This window comes from Endozoicomonas sp. ALE010 (genome assembly GCF_049310165.1).
In the GTDB taxonomy this organism is placed as follows: Bacteria; Pseudomonadota; Gammaproteobacteria; order Pseudomonadales; family Endozoicomonadaceae; genus Endozoicomonas.
On sequence record NZ_JBLYNV010000180.1, the window covers coordinates 1 to 1,627 of the forward strand.

Consider the following 1,627-nt stretch of genomic DNA (forward strand, 5'->3'; position numbering starts at 1 on the left):
CAGCTACTCCCGATGAATACACGTCAGCTGCCACAACCAGAAAACTGACATACTCATAATTTCTGAAAACACAAGAGAACCCTCAACTTTCGCTGCTAAGAAAAATAACTATCATCACCCTGAAAAATTCTGGCTATCTTGCCAAATCATGATGTGTCAAAAGCTATCTTTTGTGCTTTAGCACCATGGGCAATGGCTTTAAACAAACTGTCCCAGCTATCAATCATTAACGTGAGAAAGAAGCTGGTGATTTTCCTCCATAATCGCTTTCGTGTAGGCTTCTTTGGTTTATTTAAAGCCTGCTGAAATTTTGGACAAGAAAATTCCTGAATCTGATCAACCAGGAATGCGAGAAAAGTAAGGTAGGCGAAATTCGTAGCCAGATGTTTTTCGCCATGACCGTAATTGTGTTCAAGTTGATAGCCTTGATTTTTCAGGGTATTAAACGTTTCATTTTCAATGCGCCATCTACAACGGCCTCCTCGCATCACGGATTCAACGGTATCATCGGTTAATTCAAGATCAGTTACCCAGCACCAGACATGCTGGATCCCTTTTTTGTCGATTTCAATGTAATCCAGAACATTAACCCGCTCTGTTTCATCCTGAAGATTGAGGGGGACGTTATTGGCGTAGCGGAATTTATGAGTCGTGTTATTTTTCTCATCAACGATTTTGTGGTGATGAACCTGGCCTTCGTCATAAAGGGCATTCATGGCCTCAATAAGCGACACATGGTTACCATCTTTGGCCACGATAATATAGTGCCAGCCATGCTCTCTGATCAGAGCAATGGTAGGGTTGTCCGCATATAGACCATCCAGAAGAATCACCAGTTTCAGGCGTGGATGGTCATGTTTTGTCTGCGCCAGAAAACGTCTTATTGCCGCTTTTTCACAATCATTTTTTGTGGAACCATCCTGTCGGCAAATTGCTTCCGGCGCTAAAGGAATGACGGTTTTTCTGGAAGGGTGGACAATACAGCCCCCCATAATATTGTGGTAAAAGGTTTCACTTTTTTTGCCCTCGTTTTTAATGCAGCAGTCATCACAGCGGCAGGTTCCCGAATAAAAGAGACCCGTACCATCAATAGGAAGCAGATAAAGATCTTTCAACTTGCCACATTCGAATGCATAAGCTTGCAGAGCACCATTGCGCTGAACGACAGAAAACAATTCTTTAAACGGCGTCTTCAACCCGAGTGGATTAACCGGGTCAACAACCTCTCTCATTCTGGTATCGGAGGGAACTTTGCCATCTTTTACGTGATAGAGCTTTTCAAGATTATGACAGCAGATTTCATCAAGCCGCTCTTCATCAAACCCTAATAGTGAATCGAACTTTTGATGCATCATCGCAAAAGCAGATTTCAGAAAGTTAGGAAAGGGTATCACGCATTTATTTGGACGATGATCTGGAATGCTGTCGAAGCATTCTGATACCTTTTTTATCAAGTAAGAAGCACTGAATTGCCTGACATTTTTCTGAATAGCCGTACCCATGACTGACTCGACGACAATGATTGAGTAATATGCAATTTTAGTCGAAGAATTGTGCGGGCATGATTTTTTTACCTCTTCTGTATCTCTCGTGGCTGTAGTGCTTCAGGATTCATCGGGAATTACTG

Annotated in this window: 1 protein-coding gene; it reads right to left on the minus strand. The window is 42.4% G+C overall.

Going from position 1 to position 1,627, the window contains the following annotated elements:
• Window positions 1-146 precede the first annotated feature (146 nt).
• On the minus strand, window positions 147-1,355 hold the full coding sequence (locus ACO6UY_RS24620) for a transposase (RefSeq protein ID WP_422469066.1): 1,209 nt from the start codon (window positions 1,353-1,355) through the stop codon (window positions 147-149).
• Window positions 1,356-1,627 lie beyond the last annotated feature (272 nt).

What these genes read in the sequence shown, in the direction of transcription:
- ACO6UY_RS24620 (WP_422469066.1), bottom strand. Translation starts at nt 1,355, where the DNA reads ATGATGCATCAAAAGTTCGATTCACTATTAGGGTTTGATGAAGAGCGG.